The organism is Agromyces protaetiae (assembly GCF_004135405.1).
GTDB lineage: Bacteria > Actinomycetota > Actinomycetes > Actinomycetales > Microbacteriaceae > Agromyces > Agromyces protaetiae.
On sequence record NZ_CP035491.1, the window covers coordinates 3,473,933 to 3,496,476 of the forward strand.

Genomic DNA, 22,544 nt, shown 5'->3' on the forward strand with positions numbered 1-22,544 from the left:
AGGCGCCGCGCGTCAGGCGTGGACGGCGTCCGCCTGGCGCGCCCGCGCGGACTCCGCGAGCCGCACCCCGTGCCGCTCGGCGAGCACACGCCGCGTCTCGGCGATCTCCGCTGCGCGATGCGCGGCGTCCCAGCCGAGCACGTCGCCTGCGATGTCGGCGAGCTCGTCGAGCAATCCCGGGGTGAGCGCGCCCGTGAAGGCGAACTTGGTGCGCCGCTGCACGAGGTCGAGCAAGTGCGCCACGCGCTCGTGCTCGACGAGCCACGCGATCTCGGCACGCGAGTAGCCCTGGTGGTCCGCGAGGAACCGCTCGGGCGCCATCTCGAGCTCGGGGATGATCGCCTCGGCACGCGTGCCGTAGCGGGCGAGGAGCTCCTCGGCGCGCTCGCGTCCGAGCACGTCGCCGTGCGCAACGGCCCACACGCGGCGCGCGTCGTCGGTCATCGGGAATCCGACGCCGCCGCCGATCGCGCGGCTTGCGGTCGAGTGCACGCGCTCGGCGCCGAGGAGCTCGAGGACGTCGTTCGTCAGGTGCTCGGCGAGGGCGCGGAAGGTCGTCCACTTGCCGCCGACGAGGGTCAGCATCGTCGTGCCGGGTCGCTCCGAGACATCCGATCGCTCGATGCGGTAGTCGCGCGAGACGAAGCCCGGCTGCGTGTCGTCGTGACGCGGCAGCGGGCGGACGCCCGCGAAGCGGTAGACGATCTGCGAGCGGTCGACTGCGATGTCGGGGAACACGTGGTGGATGAGGTCGAAGAAGTAGTCGACCTCGGCCTCGGTGCAGATCGCGGGTTCGCGCATGTCGTGCTCGAGGTCGGTCGTGCCGACCATGACGCGACCCTTGAGCGGGTAGATGAGGACGATGCGGCCGTCCTCGTGCTCGAAGAAGATCTCGCGCCCGCCGGTGGCTTCGAGCAGTTCGGGGTGGTCGAGCACGATGTGCGAGCCCTTCGTGCCGCCCATGTACTGCGTGGGCCGGCCGAGCGCCTCGTTCGTGAGATCGGTCCAGGGGCCCGACGTGTTGACGACGACGTCGGCGGCGATCGTGAACTCGGCGCCCGTGAGGCCGTCACGCACGGTCACGCCGTCCGTGCCGAGGCCGACCGCGGCGAGGTGGTTCGCGGCGCGTGCGTGGTCGCCCGACTCGAGACCGTCGAAGAGCACGTCGAGAGCGAGCCGCTCGGGGTCGTGCATGCTCGCGTCATAGTAGGTCGCCGTGTACTTGAGCCCGGGGTTCAGGCGAGGCAGCTCTTCGAGCGAGCGCTTCCTGCCGAGGAAGCGGTGGCGGGGCACGCTGCCGCCGTCGCGCGAGAAGGAGTCGTAGATCGTGAGGCCGGTCTTGATGAGGAACGCGCCGCGCTCGGTGGGCTTGCCCTGCTTGTGCGTCAGGAAGCGCAGCGGCGCCGAGAGAATGCCCGAGAAGGTCGAGAAGATCGGCACGGTCGTCGGGAGCGGCTTGACGTAGTGGGGGGCGATCTTGATGAGCGAGTTGCGCTCGGTGACCGACTCCTTGACGAGCCGGAACTCGCCGTTCTCGAGGTAACGGACGCCGCCGTGGATCATGTGCGACGAGGCCGCGGATGCCCCGGAGACGAAGTCGTCGGACTCCACGAGCACGACGTCCACACCCTGGAGGGCGAGGTCACGGAAGGTCGCGATGCCGTTGATGCCGCCGCCGATGATGACGACGGATGCCTCGGGCCGTGCTTGCAGCCCGGCGATCTCGGGACGGATCTCGAGGGCGGCTTCTCCGACCCGGCGGGACATCGGCAGGTACGCGGTCATCGTCAACGGCTTCCTTTCGCTCCGCGGCGGGCTGCAGGTTGCGGCCGGTCTCCGCGTGTGGCTGAATACAGACTGCCCCGCCGGGAACGCATTTCCAATGATGTTGCACATACGTGCAGGCTGCGAGAGGAGCTCGATGCCGCACCGCCCCAAGCCCGAACGTGTCGAAGCCCTTCCGAGGAAGACCCGCGAGGCGCTCCGCGCCGCCCAGCTGTACTACCTGCAGGACCTCACGATGGAGGCCATCGCGAAAGAGCTCGACACCTCGCGATCCTCGGTTTCACGCCTCTTGAGCCATGCGCGCGACACCGGACTCGTCGAGATCTCGATCCACTCGCCGCTCGACCTGCCGAGCCGCATCGAGGGCACCATCCTCGACCGCTACGGGGTCTCCGCATACGTCGTGCCGGTGCCAGACCACGCGAGCGACGTCGACCGGCTCGAACGCGTCGCACTGTCGGCTGCACGGATTCTCGGGCGCTTCGTCGACTCGAATCAGACGATCGGAGTCGCCTGGGGGTCGACGATCGGCGCCGTCAGCCGTCACCTCGTGCCGAAGTCGACGCACAACACCGAGATCGTGCAGTTGAACGGTGCGGGCAACGTGTACTCGACCGGTGTCGTCTACGCGAGCGAGCTCCTCAAACGATTCGGCGACGCGTACGGCGCGTACGCGCAGCAGTTCCCCGTTCCGGCGTTCTTCGACGACCCCGCCACGAAGGCGGCGTTCTGGCGGGAGCGGTCGACCCGGCGCATCCTCGATCTGCAGGCGCGCATGGACCTCGCCGTGTTCGGCGTGGGCTCGGCCCTCGCCGAGGTGCCGAGCCAGGTGTACCAGGGCGGGTATCTCGAGCGGGCCGACTACGACTCGCTCGCGCGCGAGGGCGTCGTGGGCGACGTCGCGACGGTCTTCTATCGGGCGGATGGCTCGACCGACGGCATCGACGTCAACGAACGTGCGACGGGGCCCGACTTCGCGGTGCTGCGGCGCGCGCCGCGGCGCGTGTGCGTCGTGTCGGGGCGTGCGAAGCTCGCGAGCCTCCGCGGCGCTCTCGCTGCGGAGCTCGTGACCGACCTCATCGTCGACGAGGGCACGGCGCGATCGCTCGTCGACGCGGTCGCCCCGTAAGTACCGGCGCCGTCAGCGCCGGCCGCGCCCGGCCCCCGCGAACACGGCGTACGCGAGCGGCAGCGCCGACACGCTCATGAGCACGATGCCGAGCGGCGGGACCTGGGGCAGCAGGAGCACGCCTCCGACGAGGAACCCGGCGAAGAGCACCGCCCCGACGGCGCGCCGCACGAGCCGTTCGAGCCGCGTGAGCCGCCGGTCGAGCACGGGCGTCGCGACGGTCACGGTGCCGTCGTTGACGCGCGTGATGAGGGCGTCGATGCGCTGCGGCAGCCGGAGCACGACTCCGGCGAGCGCGACCGCCTCGCGGGCGAGGGAGGCTGCGACGTTGCCGCTCTCCTCGCGGAGGAGGCGCGTGGCGAACGGCTCGATCGCGTCCCAGATGTTGAACGCGGGGTCGAGCGACGAGCACACGCCCGACGTGAGCGACATCGACCGGATGACGAGGAGGAAGTCCTCGGGGAGTTGGAACGGCAGGGTGCGCACGACCTCGCCGAACTCGTAGCCGAACTCGCGGAACTCGCGCTCGTCGACGGTGCGCAGCTGCGCGAACCCCATGCCGCCGAAGCGGTCGAAGAGCTTCGCCATGGCGCGTTCGAGGTCGGCGGTGTCGGCCGAGGGCAGGAGGATGCCGACCTCTTGGATGGCCTCGATGAGCCGCCGCCCGTCGCGCGCGGCGACGGCGACGAGGAGCTTCCGAAGGCCGTTCCGCAGCTCGTCGGTGATCTCCCCCATCATCCCGAAGTCGACGAACGTGATGCGCCAGGATGCCTCGCCCGCACCGGTCGGGGTCACGAAGACGTTGCCGGGGTGGGGGTCGCCGTGGAAGTAGCCGTGCTCGAACAGTTGCTCGAACATGATCTCGGCGAAGGTCGCGGCGACCTGCGACGGGTCGATCCCTGCGGCTTGGAGCGCGTCGAGGTCGGTGATCTTGATGGCCGTGACATCCGAGAGCGTCAGGATCCGCCGGGCCGTGCGCTCCCACACGACTTCGGGCACGGCGACCCGGGCGTCACCCGCGAACATCTCGCGGAAGCGTTCGGCGGCGGCGGCCTCGTGGAGGTAGTCGATCTCTTCGAGGCTCGTGCGGGCGAACTCGGCGACGAGGGCGCGCACGTCGACGTGGTCCGAGACGATCCGCAGGCGGCTGAGCCATCCGGCGATCCTGCGGAGGGCTGCGAGGTCGACGTCGACGACCGCCTGGATGCCGGGGCGCTGCACCTTCACGACGACGTCGGCGAAGCCGACGTCGGACGCGTCGCGGGCGACGAGACGAGCGCGGTGGGCCTGGCCGAGGGATGCCGCGGCCACGGGCACCTCGTCGAAGGACGCGTACGCGGCCGCGAGCGGCACCCCGAGCTCTTCCTCTGCGAGGGGGCGGATCGCCGAGAACGGCGCGGCGGGCACTTCGTCTTGCAGGCCCGCGAGTTCGCGCGTGATCTCGGGCGGAAGCACGTCGAGCCGCGACGACAGGAACTGGCCGACCTTGATCATGAGTCCGCCGAGCTCGACGGCGAGCGTTCGGAAGCGCTGCGCGACGCGCGTGAGGCGCGCGACCTGTCCGCGCGCCGAAAGCCGGGCCAGTCCGATTCGCGGAAGGAACGACTCGAACCACCACGACTGGGCGATGACGCCGAGCGCGAATCGGATGATGCGCCGGTAACGGGCGCGCTCGACCGGCGTGTCGACCGGCGAGCCGCCGCCTCGGCCTCCGGCCTCCGGCATCCGGTCAGCCCTGGGCGAGGATCGAATACAGCTTGCGGCGCGCGTCGTCGAGGACGGCCACGGCTTCTTCGACCTGTTCGGGCGTGCCGGTGCGACGCACTTGCGCGGCCGCGTGGGCGAGGTCGATGCCCGCCTTCGCGAGCGGTCCGGCGCCGAACACGTCGCTGCCGCCCGAGGCCTCCCACGGCGCGCCGCCCGAGGCATCCGCCTGCGCCTTGCCTGCGTCCGTCAGCGAGTAGACCTTGCGATCGTCGGATGCTTCGGCCGTGACGAGTCCCTCGTCGGCGAGCAGCTGCAGCGTCGGGTACACCGACGACGCGCTCGGCTTCCAGCCGCCGCTCCGCTGCTCGATGTCGGAGATGACCTGCGAACCGCTCCGCGGCCCCTCGGCGAGGAGCGCGAGGATCGCGGCGCGCAGGTCGCCCGCGCCGCCGACGAATCCGCCGACGCGCTGCTCGAACATCGACCGGAACTGGTCGATCGCCTCGCGGAGATGCTCGCCCGAGCCGAACCGGCCCCCTCCGAAGCTTCGGGCGCCGAAGCCCCCACCGGTGTACGACGCGCTCATGACGGCCTCCCTGGCCTCGGGGCTCTTGGGTACGCCGTCATCCTACGTCGCACCGTGTGACGTCGGGGGACGGGAATAGTCGGCTCCCCCGCGCGTTGTTCTAGGATCGAACACGAGAAACGTGCTCCGGGGTCGGTGCAAGTCCGAACCGGCGGTCATAGTCCGCGAGCCGCGAGGGTCGATCGAACAGGTCGGCGCGAGCGGTTGAACCGGTGGAAATCCGGTACCGACGGTGAAAGTCCGGATGGGAGGCGGCACGTGTCGGCGACGCCATGCGTCCCCGACGACCGGCACCGCCGGGAGCCCCGGAGCCTGAAAGCAGGCACGGCATGACGGCGATCGAGATCCGCGAGACGGATGTCGCGGCGATGCGGCGTGCGCTCGAACTCGCCGAGCGCGGGCCCGCGAAGGGCGTCAACCCCCAGGTGGGATGCGTCGTGCTGGCCCCCGACGGTACGGTGCTCGCCGAGGGGTGGCACCGAGGAGCGGGCACCGCCCACGCCGAGGTCGACGCGCTCTCGAAGCTTCGGGCGGGCGCCGCACGCGGCGCGACCGCGGTCGTGACGCTCGAGCCGTGCAACCACCACGGCCGCACGGGCCCGTGCTCGGAGGCGCTCATCGAAGCGGGCGTCGCTCGCGTCGTCTACGCGATCGCCGATCCCGGGCACGCGTCGGCAGGCGGGGCCGAGCGGCTCCGCGCGGCGGGCGTCGAGGTCGAGGGCGGCGTGCTCGCGGCCGAGGCAGAAGACTTCCTCGCCGGCTGGCTCTTCACGGCACGGCAGGGCCGGCCCCGCGTGACCGTGAAGTGGGCGTCGACCCTCGACGGCCGTGCGGCCGCGGCCGACGGCTCGTCGCAGTGGATCACGGGCGCCGAGGCGCGCGCCGACGTGCACCGGCGCCGGTCGGCCGCCGACGCGATCGCGGTCGGCACCGGCACGCTCCTCACCGACGATCCAGCGCTCACGGCGCGCGGCGCAGACGGTGCGCTCCTGCCCGACCAGCCCGTTCCCGTCGTGTTCGGGCGGCGCGCGGTGCCCGAGCAGGCCGCCGTCACGAGGCATCCGCACGCCGACGCCCTCATCGCGCTCGAGGGGCGCGACCTCGCCGCCGACCTCGCAGAGCTCTCGGCACGAGGCATCCGCTCGCTCTTCGTCGAAGGCGGCCCGACGCTCGCGAGCGCGTTCCTCGCCGCCGGGCTCGCCGACGAACTCCTCGTCTATCTCGCCCCGCCGTGCTCGGCGGGCCGCGCACGGCGATCGGCGACCTCGGCATCGACTCGATCGCCGGCATCCGCCGCTACGACTTCACGGGCGTGGAGCGACTGGGAGACGACCTCCTGCTGATCGCCCGGCCGACCACGACCGACTCGACCCTCACCGAAGGGAACTGACATGTTCACGGGAATCATCGAAGAGCAGGGCATCGTCACGCGCGTCGAACGCACGGCCGACGCCGCGCGCCTCACCGTTCGCGGCCCGATCGCCGTCGAGGGGGCGAAGCACGGGGACTCCATCTCGGTGTCGGGCGTGTGCCTGACCGTCGTCGACTTCGACACCGCGGAGTTCACGGCCGACGTCATGGCGCAGACCCTCGCGATGTCCACCCTCGACGCCGTGCGCGAAGGGCTCCAGGTGAACCTCGAGCGCGCCGCGAAGGTCGGCGACCGCATCGGCGGGCACATCGTGCAGGGGCACATCGACGGCACCGCGCAGGTGCTCGAGATCCGCCCGGGCGAGGCGTGGCGGGTCATCCGCTTCTCGCTCGACGCCGAACACGCACCGCTCGTCGTCGACAAGGGCTCGATCGCCGTCGACGGCGTCTCCCTCACGGTGAGCGCGGTCGGCGACGGGCCCGACGGCTCCTGGTTCGAGGTGTCGCTCGTCCCCGAGACCCTCGCCGCGACGACGCTCGGTGCGCGCGAGGTCGGCCACCTCGTGAACATCGAGACCGACATCCTCGCCCGCCACGTCGAGCGGATGCTCCGCCTCGGCGTCACGTCGGGCGCCGAGCGCGATCTGCCGTCGTCGCTCGCCGGCCCCGGGGCATCCACCTCTCCCTATTCCGCGACAGAAGGAGGCCTCGCATGAGCCTCGCATCCATCCCCGAGGTGCTCGCCGCGCTCCGCGCAGGCAAGCCCGTCATCGTCGCCGACGACGAGGCCCGCGAGAACGAGGGCGACGCGATCATGGCCGCCGAGTTCGCGACCCAGGAATGGATCGCGTGGATGGTCCGCAACACGAGCGGCTACCTGTGCGCGCCCATGCCGAACGCACTCGCCGACAAGCTCGAGCTCCCGCTCATGGTCGAACGCAGCGAAGACCGCCGCGGCACGGCCTACACGATCTCGGTCGACGCGGCAGACCGCATCTCGACGGGCATCTCGGCGGCCGACCGCGCGCACACGCTGCGCACGCTCGCCGACCCCGATGCGACGCCCGACCGCCTCATCCGGCCGGGGCACATCATCCCGCTCCGCGCCGTCGACGGCGGCGTGCGCGAACGCCCGGGCCACACCGAGGCCGCGGTCGACCTCATGCGCCTCGCGGGCCTCCAGCCCGTCGGCGTGATCGGCGAGCTCATCGCCGACGACGGCGAGATGATGCGCCTGCCTGGGCTCATCGAGCTCGGCGAGCGCGAAGGGCTGCCGGTCACGACGGTCGCGGCCCTCGCCGACTGGCTCCGCCGCGAGCACGGCACGCGCGACCTCGCAGAGGCTCCGGCCGCCGAGGTCGCCGAGTCCTCCCGCGTGCGCTTCGAGGTCGAGACGCACCTGCCGACCGTGCACGGCACGTTCCGCGTGCGCGCGTACCGCGACCGGTCGACGGGCGCCGACCACGTCGCCCTCATCGCGGGCGATCCCGCCGCCGACCCCGACGGCGCCATCGTGCGCGTGCACTCGGAGTGCCTGACGGGCGAGGCGTTCGGCTCGCTCAAGTGCGAGTGCGGGCCGCAGCTCGATGCGGCGCTCGAGGCGATCCGCGCCGACGGCGGTGTCGTGATCTACCTCCGCGGCCACGAGGGCCGGGGCATCGGACTCATCAACAAGCTGCGGGCGTACCGCCTGCAGGAGGGCGGGCTCGACACGCTCGACGCGAACGTCGCGCTCGGCCTCCCCATCGACGCCCGCGACTACACCGCTGCGAGCGCGATCCTCGACGACCTCGGCATCGAGCGCGTGCGCCTGCTGACGAACAACCCCGAGAAGGTCCGCCAGCTCGAAGACCACGGCATCTCGATCGTCGAGCGGCTTCCGCTCGTCGTCGGCGTCGGGGCGACGAACCAGGGCTACCTCGAGACCAAGGCGCGGCGCATGGGCCACGCCATCGACGACGGCCAGCTGGCGGATGCCGCGGCCGAATCCCTTCTGGAAGGACACGCCTCATGAGCGGAGCAGGATCCCCCACCACGACGGTCGCGCCCGGCGCCGCCGCAGGCCTGTCGGTCGTCGTCGTCGCGGGCACGTGGCACGACGTCATCACCGACGGATTGATCGCGGGTGCGACTGCCGCGCTCGACGAGGCCGGGGCCTCCCATCGGCTCGTGCGGGTGCCCGGGAGCTTCGAGCTGCCCGTCGTCGCGAAGGCCGCGCTCGAGGCGGGCGCCGACGCGGCGGTCGCGCTCGGCGTCATCATCCGCGGCGGCACGCCGCACTTCGAGTACGTGTCGTCGGCTGCGACCGACGGGCTCACGCGCGTCGCGCTCGACACGGGCAAGCCAGTCGGGTTCGGCGTGCTGACCCTCGACGACGAGCAGCAGGGCCTCGACCGGGCCGGGCTGCTCGGTTCGAAGGAGGACAAGGGGCGCGAGGCCGCCGAAGCCGCGGTCGCCACGGCGCTCGTGCTGCGGGACATCCGGGCGTAGTCGCCGCGCAATACACTCGGGGTCATGGAGACCCTGCGCCATATCGTCGTGTTCGTCCACCTCATCGGCTTCGCCGTGCTCTTCGGCGCATGGGTGGTGGAGGCCACGAGTCGACGCTTCGGCGTGACGAGGCTCATGAACTGGGGCCTCGCGATCGCGGGCGTCGCGGGCCTCGTGCTCGCCGCGCCGTGGGGGATCTCGTACGAGCCGAACTACGTGAAGATCGGCGTCAAGCTCGTCGTGCTCATCGTCATCGGCGCGCTCATCGGCATCGGCTCGGCCCGACAGCGCCGAGGCGGCTCGGTGCCGCCCGCGATCTTCTGGTCGATCGGCGTGCTCACGCTCGCGAACGCGGGCATCGCGGTCATCTGGCGCTGACCGTTCGTCGCATGATCCCCGCCGTTCGTCGCACGGCAGCCACCGTTCATCGCACCCGGCGGTCCGTTCGCGGACGCTCGGCCCTCCCCGCGGGCGGAGGCGGCCGAAACCGCGCCTAGGCTGGTGGAGTTGCCAGAAGCAACGCGATCCATCAAGCCGACGCGGTCCTGACGCCAGACCGACGCCCCCGTGGCGGCCTCACCAGCCACACCCCGGAGCATCCGTCTTCATGTCTTCTGCAACCCTCACCGACCGCACCGCGGGCGCGCCTGCCGCCCCGGCCGCCGGCCCGTCGGCCCCCGCAACTCGCGCGGTCGGGTCATCCTCGCGAGCCTCATCGGCACGACGATCGAGTTCTACGACTTCTACGCGTACGCGACCGCCGCCGTCCTCGTCTTCCCGGCGCTCTTCTTCCCGACGGGCAACGAGACGACCGCGCTCCTCTCGTCGTTCGCCGTGTTCGGCGCCGCGATGGTCGCCCGCCCGATCGGCGCCGTCGTCTTCGGCCACTTCGGCGACCGCTACGGCCGCAAGGCGACGCTCGTGGCGTCGCTCCTCACGATGGGCGTCGCGACGTTCCTCATCGGCGTCCTGCCGACGCACACGCAGATCGGCTGGTGGGCGGCGCTCCTCCTCGTCGTCCTCCGCATCGCGCAGGGCTTCGCGCTCGGCGGCGAGTGGTCGGGCGCCGCGCTCGTCGCGACCGAGAACGCACCGAAGGGCAAGCGCGCCTGGTACGGTACCTTCCCGCAGCTCGGCGCGCCCATCGGCTTCATCATCGCCAACGGCCTCTTCCTCACGATCAACGAGGTCACGGGCGGCGCCGAAGGCGCGTTCCTCGAGTGGGGCTGGCGCGTGCCGTTCCTCTTCTCGGCAGTCATGGTCATCATCGGCCTGTGGGTGCGTCTGCGCCTCGTCGAGTCGAGCGCGTTCGAGAAGGCCAGCAAGAAGGGCACGATCCGCAAGGTGCCGCTCGGCGTCGTCTTCCGCGACCACTGGAAGCAGCTCATCCTCGGCACGTTCTTCATGCTCGCGACGTACGTGCTCTTCTACCTCATGACGACGTTCACGCTCACGTGGGGCACGAAGCCCGCGACCGCCGAGGTCGCCGCTGCCGCCGCCGAGGCGAAGGGCATCGCGTTCAACGCGTCGGCCTTCTACCCGGGCGGCGGGTTCGCGTACCACGATTTCGTGCTCATGCAGATCATCGGCGTCGTGTTCTTCGGCCTCTTCACGCTCCTGTCGGGCCCCGTCGCCGATGCGATCGGCCGCCGCAAGCTCCTCATCTGGGTGACGGTCGCGATCATCGTCTTCGGCCTGTCGTTCAACCTGTTCCTGCTGCCGCAGGCCGACCCGAAATTCGCGGGCGCGCTCGTGCAGGCGTTCCTCATCTTCGGGTTCCTCCTCATGGGTTCGACGTTCGGCCCCATGGGTGCGCTCCTGCCCGAGCTGTTCCCGACGAACGTGCGCTACACGGGCTCGGCGGTCGCGTACAACGTGTCGTCGATCCTCGGCGCCGCGGTCGCCCCGTTCATCGCGCTCGCGCTGTGGGACGCGGTCAAGTCGCCGTGGCTCGTGGGCGTCTACCTCGCCGCGATGGCCGTGCTCACGCTCATCGCGCTCCTCCTCGGCAAGGAGACGAAGGACGTCGACTACGAAGACGCGGGCGTCGCGTCGACGTCGGTGCTGTAGTCGCGCCCCAGAACACACGATCGGATGCCCCGGGCTCATGCCCGGGGCATCCGCCGTTTCCGAGGCATCCGCGACCCACCTCGGTTTCAGGAGATCGCACGCAATTCAGGAGACGATGCGCCATCTGATCCTGAAACGCGTGCGATCTCCTGAAACGCGTGCGATCTCCTGAAACGGTGCAAGCAGGCAGGCAGTGCGGCAGGCAGGCAGGATTCACACGCCGGAAACGCAAGGCCCCTTCTCGACATCCGTCATACTGCGTAACATTCGGGGCATGGGCAGCTTGGTCATCGGCCGACGTCGTCGGCGCCCGGCTCCCGGCGAAGGAACCGAGCGCGCATGATGAACACGGCGATGGACATGATGAAGGGCGCGATGTCCATGAAGGACAGCCCCATGCAGGGCATGGACATGATGATGATGTCCGACGTCATCGAGGCGCTCTCCGCGTGCGAGCAGGCGTGCGTCATGTGCGCCGACGCCGACGCGGGCGAGGGCATGGCGCGCTGCGCCGGGATGTGTTCGAACTGCGCCGACATGTGCAACACGATGATGCGCATGATGCTGCGGCCCAATGGCATGGACATGGCCGTCATGATGTCGATGATGGAATCGACCATGGCGATGTGCCGCGCCTGCTCGGCCGAGTGCATGATGCACGCCGAGATGAGCGAGCACTGCCGGCTGTGCGCGATGGCGTGCGACCAGGCCGCGATGGCGCTCGAGAAGATGCTCGGCTCGATGCGGGAGATGATGCCCACGATGTGAGCCGGGCTCCCGGCAGGTAGCCCGCTTACGCGTCGGCGACGCTGAGGCGCTCGGCGCCGTGCGCGAGCACGCCGTAGACCGAGTGCCATGCGACGGGCGCGCCGGCTTCGAGCGCGTCGCCCGCGGGCGCGTGGTGCCACAGACGACGGATGTCTCCGTCGAGCGACGCGATCGTCACGAACCCGTCTTCGCCCGCGTCGAGGACGATCGCGTCGACCCACTTGCTCGGCGTCGCCTCGGCGAGCCGCGCCTGGATGCGGCTCACTCCGTGGCCCGGCCGCTCGCTCGAGCACTCGGCGTGCGCCTCGCAGCCGCGCATGCCCATGACCCGGTCGGCGTGCGACTGGGTGGCGGCGTGCGGCTCGCGGTTCGACATGAGGGCTCCTTGCGTTGTGTGCGTGCCACGGTACGCCCGGGATCTTCGGATGTCTCTGGGCGGCGTCACACGCCGAAACACGTCGTGAGCGGGACATCCGCTGCGTGCTCGTCCGCTCCTCTTCCCGACCGTCGGAGGCCCTGCGTAGGCTGGCCGACATGCCCGCCGACGCGCCCGAGCCCTCCGAGTCGTCCGCTCTCCGCGTCTCCGCCGAGGTACGCGCCGCCGTCGCCGACGGGCGACCGGTCCTCGCGCTCGAGTCGACGATCCTGAGCCACGGGCTGCCGAGCCCGCGAAACCTCGAGGTCGGGCTCGCGAGCGAGCAGCGAGTGCGCGACGCGGGCGTCCTGCCCGCCACGATCGGCGTCGTGGGCGGCCAGGCCGTCGTCGGCCTCTCCCCCGCCGAGATCGAGCACCTGTGCACGGCAGAAGGCGTCGTCAAGGCGAGCGTGCGCGACCTGCCGATCGCGCGCGCGAAGCGCCTCGACGCGGGCACGACGGTTGCGGCGACGGCGTGGCTCGCGCACCGCGCGGGCATCCGCGTCATGTCGACGGGCGGGCTCGGCGGCGTGCACCGCGGGGCATCCGAGAGCTTCGACGAGTCGGCCGACCTGCCCGTGCTCGCCGACACCCCATCACGCTTGTCAGCGCGGGCGTCAAGTCGATCCTCGACATCGGCGCGACCCTCGAACGCCTCGAGACCCTGAACATTCCCGTCGTCGGCTACCGCACGAACCGTTGCCCGGGCTTCTACGTCGCCGACTCGGGCTTCGCGCTCGACTACCGCGTCGACTCTGCCGAGGAGGCCGCCGCCCTCGCGCTCGCGCGCGACGAGCTCGGGCAGCGCGCGGCCGTGCTCGTCGCGAACCCGATCGCCGCGGAGCGGCAGCTCGACCCCGCCCTGCACGACCGGATCCTCGCCGAGGCGCTCGCCGCCGCCGACGCCGCGGGCGTCACGGGCCACGACTCGACGCCGTTCCTCCTCGACCGGGTGCAGCGCGCGACGGGCGGGCGGAGCCTCGAGGTGAACCTCGACGTGTACGCGGGCAACGTCGCGCTCGGCGCCGAGATCGCGAGCGCGGTCGCGGCCGGCGGGTCGGGCGCGTCGGCGGGAGCAGCCGGATGACCCGGGGCGCGCCCATTCTCGCCGTCGTCGGCGACCTCGTGGAGGACATCGTCGTGTGGGCGTCCGAGAAGCTGCGGCACGCCACCGACACGGCGGCCGAGGTGTTCCGCACGCGCGGCGGGAGCGGCGCGAACGTCGCCGCGCTCGCCGCCCCGCTCGTGTCGACCAGGTTCATCGGGTGCGTCGGCGACGACGCCGCGGGCGACGTACTCCAATCGGCGCTCGCGCAGTCCGGGGTCGACGTGCGCGTGCAGCGGCGCGGGCGGTCGGGTGCGGTCGTGCTCCTCGTCGACGCGACGGGCGAGCGCACGATGTTCCCCGACCGCGGCGCCGCCGCGCTGCTGGGACCGGTCGACGTCGACTGGCTCGACGGCGTCGGCTGGCTGCACGCGCCGAGCTACGGCTTCGAGCGGCAACCGATGTGCGGCTCGCTCGTCAGGCTCGTGATCGACGCGCGCGAGCGCGGGGTCGTGGTCTCGATCGACGCGTCGTCGACGGGGCTCCTCGCGAGCCTCGGCGTCGACGAGTACGTCGAACTCGTGCAGACGCTCGGCGTCGACGTGTTCCTCGCGAACGAAGACGAGGCGGCACTCCTCGGCATCTCCCACGGCGGAGCCCCCGCCGCGCGGCTCGCCACGCGCGTCGTCGTGAAGCACGGGCCGAATCCGACCGAGGTGTTCGACGACGGGGTGCTCGTCGCCCGCGTCGAGGTCGAACCCGTCGCGGTCGTGCGCGACCTGATCGGTGCAGGCGACGCGTTCGCGGCAGGGTTCATCGCGGCGTCGATCGACGGCGCGAGCGTTTCGGACGCCTGTCTCGCGGGACATGCGAGGGCGGCCGTCGTGCTGGGCGGGCCCGGGACATCCGAGATCCCGATCGTCAACCCGGGTTGACGCGCCACCCGCCTTCCCGACAAACGATTGCAGCCACGCGGCGTATGCTGCAAGACGGCCTGTGCGGCATCCGCCCGGGTCGATCAGGAAGAGGACATGAGCCAGAACGCAGCCCCCGCACGCCGTTCGCCCTTCGCCCGACGCGCAGAACGCGGCGGCCCGCGCGCCACGTTCAAGCAGCTGCTGCCCTTCATCTTCGAGCACCGCCCCGTGCTCGTGTGGGTCGGCGTGCTCTCGATCATCGCGGCGCTCGCGAGCCTCGGCCAGCCGCTCCTCGTCAGCCAGGTCATCGCGATCGTCGAGAAGGGCGACCCCCTCGGCTGGATCGTCTGGGCGCTCATCGCGCTCGTCGTCGTCAACGGCGTCATCTCGGGCTACCAGCACTACCTGCTCCAGCGAACTGGCGAGGGCATCGTGCTGTCGAGCCGCAAGCGGCTCATCGCGAAGATCCTGAACCTGCCCATCGCCGAGTTCGACACCCGTCGCACGGGCGACCTCGTCTCGCGCGTCGGCAGCGACACGACCCTCCTCCGCGCCGTCCTCACCCAGGGTCTCGTCGAGGCGATCGGCGGCGCCGTCACGTTCGTCGGCGCCCTCATCGCCATGGCGATCATCGACCCCGTGCTCCTCGGGCTCACGGTGCTCGTCGTCGCTGTCGCCGTCACGACGGTCGTCCTCCTGTCGTCGCGCGTCCGCGACGCCTCGCGCGCCGCACAAGACAAGGTGGGGGATGTCGCGGCCAGCGTCGAACGCGCGATCAGCGCCGTCCGGACCATCCGCGCCGCAGGCGCGACCCGCCGCGAGATCGACGTCGTCGACGCCGAAGCCGAGGGCGCGTGGCGCAAGGGCGTCGACGTCGCCAAGATCTCGGCGCTCATCGTGCCCGTCGCGGGCATCGCGATGCAGGTGTCGTTCCTCGTCGTCCTCGGCGTCGGCGGCTTCCGCGTGGCATCCGGCGCTATCACGGTCGCGAACCTCGTCGCGTTCATCCTGTTCCTGTTCATGATGATCATGCCCCTCGGCCTCGCCTTCGGCGCCATCACGTCGGTCAACCAGGCGCTCGGCGCACTTGGGCGCATCCAGGAGATCCTCGACCTCCCGAATGAAGACCAGAACGACCGGCAGCTCGCGCCGCTCGCCGTCGTCGTCGGCCCCGCCAACGAAGGGCTCCTGCCCGACGCGCCCGCGATCTCGTTCGACGACGTGCACTTCGCCTACGCCGTCACGACGCCCAACCACCCCGCCGACCCCGGCAACGACACCGCCGACGCGCACGCCCCCGAACCGAACGTGACCGACCGCGAGCCGGTGCTCCGCGGCGTCTCGTTCGATGTGCCGCGCGGCCACCGCGTCGCCCTCGTCGGCCCGTCGGGCGCGGGCAAGTCGACGATCCTCGCCCTCATCGAGCGGTTCTACGACCCGAGCGTCGGCGCCGTGCGCCTCGGCGGCCTCGACCTGCGCTCGATCGACCGCAGCGAGCTCCGCGCCCAGATCGGCTACGTCGAGCAGGATGCGCCCGTGCTCGCCGGCACCATCCGCGAGAACCTCCTCCTCGGCAGCCCCGACGCGTCCGACGCCGAGTGCGAGCACGTGCTCCGCGCCGTCAACCTCGGCGGCGTGCTCGACCGCGACCCGGCGGGCCTCGGCGCGGCCGTGGGCGAAGACGGCATCATGCTCTCAGGCGGCGAGCGCCAGCGACTCGCGATCGCCCGCGCGCTCCTCGCCGCTCCCCCGATCCTGCTCCTCGACGAGTCGACGTCGTCGCTCGACGGCGTCAACGAGCGGATGATGCGCGAGGCGATCGACGCCGTCGCGGCGGGACGCACGCTCCTCGTCATCGCACACCGGCTCTCCACGGTCGTCGACAGCGACCGCATCATCGTGCTCGACCAGGGCAAGGTCGTCGGCGAGGGCACGCACGACGAACTCGTGCGCGCCGTGCCGCTCTACCGCGAGCTCGCGGAGCACCAGCTGCTCGTGTGACGTGCGGGCGAGGCATCCGCTCGCTCCCGCTCCTCGTGTTCAGGGCTGTCCCGAGCGCGCCTCAGGGACGACACGGATGCCCCGGGGCGCGCGCCGCCCGAATCTTGACGTCATGACCCTCATCGACGCATCCTCCGCTCCCGTCGTCATCGCGTACGACGACGTCGCCTCGCTCGACGACGCCGCCGCGGTCGACCTCTTTCCCGCCGAGCACCTCGGCGCCGCGTTCTCCCCCGTGCAGGACCGCATCCGCGACTGGCTCCGCCGGTGGGACGCCGTCGCGCTCCCCGCATTCGAGCCCGTCCGGGACATCCACCCCGACGACGAGCGCCGCAGCTCGATGCAGACCGTGCCCGGTCGCGCCGACGGCGCCGCGCGCGTCACGGCGAGCTTCTACGACCCGCCCACCCGTCAGGGTGAGGCGCGCGTGTGGTCGCGCAACTGGCTGAGCGCCGTCGTGCTGCCGAAGGCGACCGAGGCAGGACGCCTGCACTTCCGCTTCGGCGTCGGCAGCCGGCTCGTGCTCGACGGGCAGTCCGAGACGGGCCTCGTCTCGACGAGCGTGCACCTCGGCGTCGTCGCCGACGCGGCGAGCGCGAGCCCGCTCGACGCGCCCGGATTCCACACGCCCATCGCGCGGCCGCTCGTCGCGGTGCCGTTCCGCGAGGACGCCGACGCCGACGCGTCGCAGACCTTCGAGGGCTCGATCGACCTCCAGGCGGGCGATGCTCCGGCATTCGCGTTCGTGCTCGGCACCGACGTCGTGTTCCGCGAGGGCTGGGCGCGCATCCACGAGGGCTCGTCGACGTGGGTCGGCCCCGCGGGCGCCGGCCCGACGGGCGCGTTCGAAGTGCGGTTCACCCCGGCCGACCTGCTGGCGCGGTTCGGCGACTGAGCGTCCTCCCCCTCCCCGCCCGACCTTTCCCGCTTGTTGCCACCCGGTGAAGGGACGCCTCGGCATGCCCCGAACCCCGCGCCAGCGTGCTGAAGCGTCCCCTCGCACGATGGGCCGGTTACGGGCGGGGCGCCATGGGCGTGCGAGGGCCGTCCCAACCGCGGCGGCGGAGGTTCGCCTCGAGCCTCCGAAGCAATGCCTCGGGGTGTGCGAGGTCATCGTCGGTGACCTCGGTGACATGCCGTCCGGTCGCTTCGATCTCGGCCTCGCGGGTGCGGTCCCGCCGCCATTGCGCGCGGTCGGTGCGGTGGTGGTCCCCCTGGTACTCGCGCACTTCGCCATAGTCTTCGAAGACCAGATCCCCGCGGGCGACGAACCGTCCGAACTCGTCGGAGACCACGACTTGCGGGGTGGGCACCGGAAGGCCGGCGAGCACGACGATCGCCCGGAGCTCGGATTCCTTCGGCGACTCGGCGCGCTCGTCGAGCAGCCTGAGTGCGAGACGCAGTCGTCCCCGGAATCGGCGACCCGGATGGTCTTCGACCGCATCCCCGAGCTCGGCGCGGGTCGCAGCGCCGGCGCGGATCAGCCAATCACCCGCGGCGACCAGGTGCGGCACGTCGAGCGAGGTCGCGAGATCGCACCACGTCCGCGCCGGTGTGGTCACGAGTCGCCCATGCACCGCGGTGAGATCCGCCTCGCGCACGCGGAGCTTGCGACCGATGATGCCCCGACGGCGGAGTGCACGGTGTTCGGATGGAACTCCGACCTCGAGCCCGCGGCTTGGGAAGACCGCGGACGGCGGAAGTGGGATCCCGTGGATCTCGGCCGCCGATGTGCCGCAGAAGAACGCCGCCGGAGGCATCACGAGCGCAAGTGAGGCGGTATGCACGGCGAACGAGTCGCCGGCTCGAGACGGCATCCGGACGCCGCGATGGAGCGTGCGAAGGTCGGAGGCTCGCAGCCGCCCGCGCCCCGTCAGGGCGACCGCCTCCTGCACCGTGAAGCCGTACGTGCGGAGTGCCGGCGGAAGCGGGTTTCGTCTCGTCATCCACCGAACATCGCGGTCGCCGACCATCGCATCCGTTCAGATCGGCCGGACCGGGAGCCGCGCATGCCGCCCTCCACCTGTGGAGGAGTCGTGCCCGTCGTGTTCCTCCGAGAGTCACCTCGCAAAAAGACGCTTGGGCAGGGTTGGGCCCGCCTCTCACCGTCCACCGGCGTCCCCTCACCGAAGGCGCAAGCGATGCCGGGTGGAGCCGTGCGGCCTCGCCCCGCGAAGATGTGCCGTGAGGGGACGCTCCGGCATTGTGCCAGCACGGCGAAACCATGCCATCGCGTCCCCTCAGCGAATCGGCGGAGCCGGGGTGGGCGGAGCCGGGGTGGGCGGGGTGGGGGTGGGGGTGTCGGACGTCGGAGCGTGGGGCTTCTGCCACGGCCAGCGGCCCGAGATCTCGAGCTCGAGCGACCACGACAGGAACGTGCGGATGAGCACGATCGCCGCGAGCACGGCGACCGACTCGAGGGTCGGCGTCACGGCGACGGTCTTGATGATGTCGGCGGCGACGAGCAGCTCGAGTCCGAGGAGGATCGCGCGCCCCAGCACGCGCCGGAAGCGCTCGTACACCGCCTCGCCGTGCCGCAGGCGGCGGATCGCGGCATCCACGATCGCGTAGACGACGCCGATGACGATCGCGGCGACGCCGATGACGTCGATGACCTCGCCGATGCGTTCGATGATGCTGCCGAAGTCCATGTCGCCCCCTCGCGCGTCACGCTAGCGCAGACACGGGAGCAGACACACGGATGCCCCGGTGCGGCGCGCTACTCCCCAGCACGCGCCGCCCGAGGCATCCGTCATCCCTCGCGCGCGGTCAGCCCCGCTCGAGGTGGTACCGGAGGCTCGCGAGTTCGGCGCGGAGCGCCGCGGGAACCCGGTCGCCGAACTGTGCGAAGTAGGCGTCGGTGAGGTCGCACTCGGCGAGCCACGAGTCGCGGTCGACGTCGAAGAGCTGTGCGACCGTCTCGTCGGAGAGGTCGAGGCCGTCGATGTCGAGCGCGCCGGGCGCGGGCAGGAGTCCGATGGGCTCCTCGACGGCGGCTGCGGTGCCCTCGATGCGGCCGACGATCCACTCGAGCACGCGCGAGTTGTCGCCGAACCCGGGCCAGAGGAACGAGCCGTCGGCGCCCTTGCGGAACCAGTTCACCTGGAAGATCTGCGGCGCATGCTCGCCGAGGATCCGCCCCATCTTGACCCAGTGCCCCCAGTAGTCGGCCATGTTGTAGCCGCAGAACGGGAGCATCGCGAACGGGTCGCGGCGGAGCTCGCCGACCGTGCCCTCGGCCGCGGCCGTCTTCTCCGACGAGATCGTCGCACCCATGAAGACGCCGTGCTTCCAGCTGCGCGCCTGCGCGACGAGCGGCACGTTCGTCGCCCGTCGTCCGCCGAAGAGGATCGCGTCGATCGGCACGCCCTCGTGGGCGTCCCAGTCGCCCGAGATCTGCGGGCACTGCGCGGCGGCGACCGTGAAGCGCGAGTTCGGGTGCGCCGCGGGGCGGCCGGAGTCGGGCGTCCACTCGCGGCCCTCCCAGTCGATGAGCTCGGCGGGCGCCTCGTCGGTGAGCCCCTCCCACCAGACGTCGCCGTCGGAGCGGAGCGCGACGTTCGTGAAGATCGTGTTGCCCCAGAGGGTCGCGACGGCGGTCGGGTTGGTCGACTCGCCCGTGCCCGGCGCGACGCCGAAGAAGCCCGCCTCGGGGTTGATCGCGTAGAGGCGGCCGTCGTCGCCGGGGCGCATCCAGGCGATGTCGTCGCCGATCGTCTCGACCGTCCAGCCGGGGATCGTGGGCTGGAGCATCGCGAGGTTCGTCTTGCCGCACGCCGACGGGAACGCCGCCGCCACGTGGTACGCCTTGCCCGCAGGCGAGGTGATCTTGATGAGGAGCATGTGCTCGGCGAGCCATCCTTCATCGCGTGCCATGACCGACGCGATGCGCAGTGCGAAGCACTTCTTCGCGAGGAGGGCGTTGCCGCCGTAGCCCGACCCGAACGACCAGATCTCGCGCGAGTCGGGGAACTGCACGATGTACTTCTCGTCGTTGCACGGCCACTCGACCTCGGCGCGGCGGCGGCCGACCCCGTCGACGAGCGGGTAGCCGACCGAATGCACGGTCTTCACCCACGGCTCGCCGGCCTCGATCAGCCGGTAGACCTGCTCGCCCATGCGCGTCATGATGCCCATCGAGAGCACGACGTAGGGCGAGTCGGTGATCTCGACGCCGAGCTGCGAGATGGGGCCGCCGAGGGGGCCCATCGAGAACGGCACGACGTACATCGTGCGGCCCTTCATCGAGCCGTCGAACACGTCGAGGAGCTCGCGGCGCATGTCGCGCGGGTCGCGCCAGTTGTTCGTAGGGCCGGCGTCCTCTTCGTAGGTCGAGCAGATGAACGTGCGGTCTTCGACGCGGGCGACGTCGCCCGGGTCGGTGCGCGCGAGGTAGCTGTTGGGACGCCATTCGGGGTTGAGCTTCACGAGCTTGCCCTCGGCGACGGCCTGCTTGGTGAGCAGGTCGGCCTCGTGCCGCGACCCGTCGCACCAGACGATCTCGTCGGGCTTCGTGAGGGCGGCGAGGTCGGCGACCCACGCGCGGAGCGCGGGATCGGTCGTGCCGCGGGGCTCCGCGTAGGCGGCGGATGCCTCGGTGCCGATCGTGATGTCGGAGATGGTCATCGTCGTCCCTTCGGTCGGGGTCCGGCACGGCCGGGGTCAGCTGTTGGAAGTGCACTTGCCCGGATGTCTCGGGGCTGGTGTTTTCCAGAATGCGCGACTTCGAGACATCCGAAGCGGCGATTTTGGAGTTAAGAATCACCGTTCTTTCGATATGGTGAAATCGTGAAGGCAGGAACCTCCGATCTCGCGACCCTCGGTCACCGCATCCGCCACTTCCGCGGCGAGCGCGGGCTCACCCTCGATCAGCTCGGCGAGGCCGTCGGGCTCGCGGGCAGTCAGCTCTCGCTCATCGAGAACGGCAAGCGCGAGCCCAAACTCTCGGCGCTCGACGCGCTCGCGGGCGCTCTCGGCGTCGAACTCGGCGACCTCCTCGCCCGCGAGGCACCGAGCCCGCGCGCGGCCCTCGAACTCGAACTCGGCCGCGCCCAGGCGTCGCCGCTGTATGCGAGCCTCGGTCTGCCCGCGGTCAAGCCCGGCCGGGGCATCCCAGACGAGACGCTCGAAGCGATCGTCGGCCTGCACCGCGAACTGCAGCGTCGCGCGACGCAAGCGATCGCGACGCCCGAAGAGGCACGGCGCGCCAACACCGACCTGCGCGAACGCATGCGCGCCCGGAACAACTCCCTCCCCGACATCGAAGAGCTCGCCGAGGAGCAGGTGCGTGCCGCAGGGCACCGCACGGGCGCCCTCACGCACCGCGAGGTGAGCGTCATGGCCGAGCGGCTCGGGTTCCAGCTCATCTACGTCAACGACCTGCCGGCGTCGACCCGGTCGATCACCGACCTCGCGAACGGGCGCATCTACCTGCCGCCCGCGTCGATCCCAGGCGGCCACGGCTTGCGCTCGATGGCGTTGCAGGCGATGGCGCACCGGCTGCTCGGGCACCAGCCGCCGCCGAGCTACGACCAGTTCCTGTGGCAGCGGCTCGAGATCAACTACTTCGCTGCCGCGTGCCTGATGCCGCAAGAGGCATCCGTCGAGTTCCTCCAGACCGCCAAGCGCGAGAAGCGGCTCGCGATCGAGGACTTCCGCGACGCGTTCGGCGTCACCCACGAGGCCGCGGCGTTGCGGTTCACGAACCTTGCGACGTCGCACCTCGACATGACCGTGCACTTCCTGCGGGTGAACGGCGACGGCGCCCTGCAGAAGGGCTACGAGAACGACGGGCTGCCGCTGCCGACCGATGTGACCGGCTCGATCGAGGGCCAGTGGGTGTGCAAGCACTGGAGCGCGCGCACGGCGTTCGAGCACACGAACCGCACGACCGAGAACTATCAGTACACCGACACGCCCATGGGCACGTACTGGTGCGCGACGCAGACGGGCCACACCGATGCCGCCGAGTTCTCGATCACGGTCGGGGTGCCGTTCAATCAGGCGAAGTGGTTCCGCGGTCGCGAGACGACGGTGCGCGCCGAGTCGAGGTGTCCGGATGACTCGTGCTGCCGCCGTGCGCCCGTCGACCTCTCGTCGCGGTGGGCGGGGCAGGCGTGGCCGAGCGCGCGCCTGCACGCGCACGTGCTGTCGCCGCTGCCGTCGGGCACGTTCCCGGGCGTCGACGACGCCGAGGTGTACGCGTTCTTGGAGGCGCACGCCGGCGAGTAGCCGGGCTTTCACTCCCGCGCGCCCCGGAC

At 71.2% G+C, this 22,544-nt stretch carries 18 protein-coding genes, 2 pseudogenes and 1 riboswitch; of the genes and pseudogenes, 13 read left to right on the top strand and 7 right to left on the bottom strand.

Annotated features, from left to right (window positions below; translation table 11 throughout):
• Positions 1-12: 12 nt before the first annotated feature.
• The gene (locus tag ET445_RS16125; protein WP_424922859.1) at positions 13-1,785 is read right to left on the bottom strand and encodes a glycerol-3-phosphate dehydrogenase/oxidase; all 1,773 of its coding nucleotides are present in this window, start codon (positions 1,783-1,785) and stop codon (positions 13-15) included.
• Positions 1,786-1,921: 136 nt separating this feature from the next.
• Between ET445_RS16125 and ET445_RS16130 the strand changes: the two genes are divergently transcribed.
• Positions 1,922-2,914: a sugar-binding transcriptional regulator gene (locus ET445_RS16130; RefSeq protein ID WP_129192177.1), complete on the top strand. Its 993-nt coding sequence runs from the start codon at positions 1,922-1,924 to the stop codon at positions 2,912-2,914.
• A 12-nt stretch (positions 2,915-2,926) separates the two neighbouring features.
• Here ET445_RS16130 and ET445_RS16135 read toward each other — a convergent pair whose 3' ends face one another.
• A complete protein-coding gene (locus ET445_RS16135) occupies positions 2,927-4,639 on the bottom strand; it encodes an ABC1 kinase family protein (RefSeq protein WP_129192178.1) in 1,713 nt (570 codons plus the stop codon).
• 4 nt (positions 4,640-4,643) lie between these two features.
• Positions 4,644-5,207 (bottom strand): PadR family transcriptional regulator, encoded by a 564-nt coding sequence (locus tag ET445_RS16140; RefSeq protein ID WP_129192179.1) that lies wholly within the window; start codon positions 5,205-5,207, stop codon positions 4,644-4,646.
• A 117-nt stretch (positions 5,208-5,324) separates the two neighbouring features.
• Positions 5,325-5,469, top strand: a riboswitch (FMN riboswitch).
• Between the two features lie 67 nt (positions 5,470-5,536).
• Between ET445_RS16140 and ribD the strand changes: the two are divergent.
• From ribD to ET445_RS16175, 7 genes and pseudogenes are all read left to right on the top strand, one after another.
• A pseudogene (gene ribD, locus ET445_RS16145) lies at positions 5,537-6,597 on the top strand (bifunctional diaminohydroxyphosphoribosylaminopyrimidine deaminase/5-amino-6-(5-phosphoribosylamino)uracil reductase RibD).
• 1 nt (position 6,598) lies between these two features.
• Entirely contained in the window at positions 6,599-7,294 is a 696-nt protein-coding gene (locus tag ET445_RS16150) for a riboflavin synthase (RefSeq protein ID WP_129192180.1), read from the top strand.
• On the top strand, positions 7,291-8,592 hold the full coding sequence (gene ribA, locus ET445_RS16155) for a GTP cyclohydrolase II (protein ID WP_129192181.1): 1,302 nt from the start codon (positions 7,291-7,293) through the stop codon (positions 8,590-8,592). Before ET445_RS16150 ends, ribA begins: the two co-directional genes overlap by 4 nt.
• Entirely contained in the window at positions 8,589-9,068 is a 480-nt protein-coding gene (ribH, locus tag ET445_RS16160) for a 6,7-dimethyl-8-ribityllumazine synthase (protein ID WP_129192182.1), read from the top strand. The genes ribA and ribH overlap by 4 nt, the downstream gene beginning before the upstream one ends.
• 24 nt (positions 9,069-9,092) lie before the next feature.
• The gene (locus tag ET445_RS16165; protein WP_129192183.1) at positions 9,093-9,446 is read left to right on the top strand and encodes a Fe-S protein; all 354 of its coding nucleotides are present in this window, start codon (positions 9,093-9,095) and stop codon (positions 9,444-9,446) included.
• A gap of 321 nt (positions 9,447-9,767) precedes the next feature.
• Positions 9,768-11,138 (top strand): MFS transporter, encoded by a 1,371-nt coding sequence (locus tag ET445_RS16170; protein ID WP_243695430.1) that lies wholly within the window; start codon positions 9,768-9,770, stop codon positions 11,136-11,138.
• A 339-nt stretch (positions 11,139-11,477) separates the two neighbouring features.
• The gene (locus tag ET445_RS16175) at positions 11,478-11,906 is read left to right on the top strand and encodes a four-helix bundle copper-binding protein (RefSeq protein WP_243695240.1); all 429 of its coding nucleotides are present in this window, start codon (positions 11,478-11,480) and stop codon (positions 11,904-11,906) included.
• A gap of 25 nt (positions 11,907-11,931) precedes the next feature.
• On the opposite strand, the gene ET445_RS16180 is transcribed toward ET445_RS16175, so the two are convergent.
• The gene (locus tag ET445_RS16180; protein ID WP_243695241.1) at positions 11,932-12,282 is read right to left on the bottom strand and encodes a hypothetical protein; all 351 of its coding nucleotides are present in this window, start codon (positions 12,280-12,282) and stop codon (positions 11,932-11,934) included.
• A 158-nt stretch (positions 12,283-12,440) separates the two neighbouring features.
• On the opposite strand from ET445_RS16180, the pseudogene ET445_RS16185 reads away from it, so the two are divergent.
• The 4 genes and pseudogenes from ET445_RS16185 (at position 12,441) to ET445_RS16200 (ending at position 17,179) form a co-directional block, all read left to right on the top strand.
• Positions 12,441-13,408 (top strand): annotated as a pseudogene (locus tag ET445_RS16185) (pseudouridine-5'-phosphate glycosidase).
• Positions 13,405-14,301 carry a carbohydrate kinase family protein gene (locus tag ET445_RS16190; RefSeq protein WP_243695242.1) on the top strand — a complete coding sequence of 299 codons (897 nt, stop codon included), beginning with the start codon at positions 13,405-13,407 and terminating at the stop codon, positions 14,299-14,301. The pseudogene ET445_RS16185 and the gene ET445_RS16190 overlap by 4 nt, the downstream one beginning before the upstream one ends.
• Before the next feature lie 96 nt (positions 14,302-14,397).
• Positions 14,398-16,284, top strand: coding sequence for an ABC transporter ATP-binding protein (locus ET445_RS16195; protein WP_129192184.1), 1,887 nt, complete (start codon positions 14,398-14,400; stop codon positions 16,282-16,284).
• A 112-nt stretch (positions 16,285-16,396) separates the two neighbouring features.
• Positions 16,397-17,179, top strand: a complete 783-nt coding sequence (locus tag ET445_RS16200) for a hypothetical protein (protein ID WP_129192185.1) — start codon at positions 16,397-16,399, stop codon at positions 17,177-17,179.
• Between the two features lie 118 nt (positions 17,180-17,297).
• Here the strand turns inward: ET445_RS16200 and ET445_RS16205 are convergent, their stop codons facing one another.
• From ET445_RS16205 to ET445_RS16215, 3 genes are all read right to left on the bottom strand, one after another.
• The gene (locus ET445_RS16205) at positions 17,298-18,230 is read right to left on the bottom strand and encodes a hypothetical protein (RefSeq protein WP_129192186.1); all 933 of its coding nucleotides are present in this window, start codon (positions 18,228-18,230) and stop codon (positions 17,298-17,300) included.
• Between the two features lie 294 nt (positions 18,231-18,524).
• Positions 18,525-18,935, bottom strand: coding sequence for a DUF1622 domain-containing protein (locus ET445_RS16210; RefSeq protein ID WP_129192187.1), 411 nt, complete (start codon positions 18,933-18,935; stop codon positions 18,525-18,527).
• A gap of 118 nt (positions 18,936-19,053) precedes the next feature.
• Positions 19,054-20,910, bottom strand: coding sequence for a phosphoenolpyruvate carboxykinase (GTP) (locus ET445_RS16215; protein ID WP_129192188.1), 1,857 nt, complete (start codon positions 20,908-20,910; stop codon positions 19,054-19,056).
• Positions 20,911-21,072: 162 nt separating this feature from the next.
• On the opposite strand from ET445_RS16215, the gene ET445_RS16220 reads away from it, so the two are divergent.
• Positions 21,073-22,515, top strand: coding sequence for a helix-turn-helix domain-containing protein (locus ET445_RS16220; protein ID WP_129192189.1), 1,443 nt, complete (start codon positions 21,073-21,075; stop codon positions 22,513-22,515).
• Positions 22,516-22,544: the final 29 nt, after the last annotated feature.

Bases quoted from the DNA above. Each gene is read 5' to 3' on its own strand.
- ET445_RS16125 (WP_424922859.1), bottom strand. From the start codon at position 1,785: ATGACCGCGTACCTGCCGATGTCCCGCCGGGTCGGAGAAGCCGCCCTC.
- ET445_RS16130 (WP_129192177.1), top strand. From the start codon at position 1,922: ATGCCGCACCGCCCCAAGCCCGAACGTGTCGAAGCCCTTCCGAGGAAG.
- ET445_RS16135 (WP_129192178.1), bottom strand. From the start codon at position 4,639: ATGCCGGAGGCCGGAGGCCGAGGCGGCGGCTCGCCGGTCGACACGCCG.
- ET445_RS16140 (WP_129192179.1), bottom strand. From the start codon at position 5,207: ATGAGCGCGTCGTACACCGGTGGGGGCTTCGGCGCCCGAAGCTTCGGA.
- ET445_RS16150 (WP_129192180.1), top strand. From the start codon at position 6,599: ATGTTCACGGGAATCATCGAAGAGCAGGGCATCGTCACGCGCGTCGAA.
- ribA (WP_129192181.1), top strand. From the start codon at position 7,291: ATGAGCCTCGCATCCATCCCCGAGGTGCTCGCCGCGCTCCGCGCAGGC.
- ribH (WP_129192182.1), top strand. From the start codon at position 8,589: ATGAGCGGAGCAGGATCCCCCACCACGACGGTCGCGCCCGGCGCCGCC.
- ET445_RS16165 (WP_129192183.1), top strand. From the start codon at position 9,093: ATGGAGACCCTGCGCCATATCGTCGTGTTCGTCCACCTCATCGGCTTC.
- ET445_RS16175 (WP_243695240.1), top strand. From the start codon at position 11,478: ATGATGAACACGGCGATGGACATGATGAAGGGCGCGATGTCCATGAAG.
- ET445_RS16180 (WP_243695241.1), bottom strand. From the start codon at position 12,282: ATGTCGAACCGCGAGCCGCACGCCGCCACCCAGTCGCACGCCGACCGG.
- ET445_RS16190 (WP_243695242.1), top strand. From the start codon at position 13,405: ATGACCCGGGGCGCGCCCATTCTCGCCGTCGTCGGCGACCTCGTGGAG.
- ET445_RS16195 (WP_129192184.1), top strand. From the start codon at position 14,398: ATGAGCCAGAACGCAGCCCCCGCACGCCGTTCGCCCTTCGCCCGACGC.
- ET445_RS16200 (WP_129192185.1), top strand. From the start codon at position 16,397: ATGACCCTCATCGACGCATCCTCCGCTCCCGTCGTCATCGCGTACGAC.
- ET445_RS16205 (WP_129192186.1), bottom strand. From the start codon at position 18,230: ATGACGAGACGAAACCCGCTTCCGCCGGCACTCCGCACGTACGGCTTC.
- ET445_RS16210 (WP_129192187.1), bottom strand. From the start codon at position 18,935: ATGGACTTCGGCAGCATCATCGAACGCATCGGCGAGGTCATCGACGTC.
- ET445_RS16215 (WP_129192188.1), bottom strand. From the start codon at position 20,910: ATGACCATCTCCGACATCACGATCGGCACCGAGGCATCCGCCGCCTAC.